Source organism: Sphingomonas endophytica (genome assembly GCF_001476895.1).
Lineage (GTDB): Bacteria > Pseudomonadota > Alphaproteobacteria > Sphingomonadales > Sphingomonadaceae > Sphingomonas > Sphingomonas endophytica_A.
Genome location: NZ_LDTB01000306.1, coordinates 1 through 714, shown reverse-complemented (window position 1 = coordinate 714; position 714 = coordinate 1). Strand labels below are relative to the sequence as shown.

1 protein-coding gene is annotated in these 714 nt (G+C 55.0%); it reads left to right on the top strand.

The features are described from left to right. Positions 1-109: 109 nt before the first annotated feature. The coding region (locus NS334_RS17335) for an SDR family NAD(P)-dependent oxidoreductase (protein WP_058757030.1) at positions 110-714 on the top strand (605 nt) is incomplete at its 3' end.

Sequence of the window (714 nt, the reverse complement as noted above, 5' to 3'; positions counted from 1 at the left end):
GATCAGAATTGTTCAGGTCGCGGCTTGTTGCGCATTGACCGCCGTCAATTTCCTAGCTGGATGCATCTTCTATGGTGACTTCAATAATTGGAACCGGTGAGTCCCCATTTTGGACATCCGCGGCAAGACGATTGTCATCACCGGAGCTGGTCAAGGCATCGACCGAGACTTGGCAAAGACCCTGGCTCAGTGCAAAGCAAACCTTGCGATCATCAATCGCGACGCTTCCATGCTCGAGGAGACACTGCGGCAATGTGCTGGCTTGGCTGGCTTGGACGGCATGAACAAATTCTTCACGCTCGACGTTACCGACGAGCCGGCGGTTGAAAATGCGTTCCGCAAAATCCGTCTTGAATTTGGCTCCATCGACGGATTGATCAACAACGCCGGCGTGGTGAGCGATGCGCTTCTGGTCAAGGCCGTCGACCACAAGGTGCAGCGGAAAATGTCGCTTTCAGAGTTCAAGAAGGTGATCGCCGTCGATCTGATTGGCGTGTTCCTGTGCGGGCGCGAAGCAGCCCTTCATATGATCGAGGGGCAACGCGGCGGGCTGATCATTAACGTTTCAAGCATCTCTCGCTACGGCAATGTCGGACAAACAAAATACTCAGCCGCCAAGGCGGGCGTGGCAGCTATGACCGTGACGTGGGCCAAGGAGCTTGCACGCTATAACATTCGCGTCGCTGGTATCGCGCCGGGTTTTGTCGATACAAC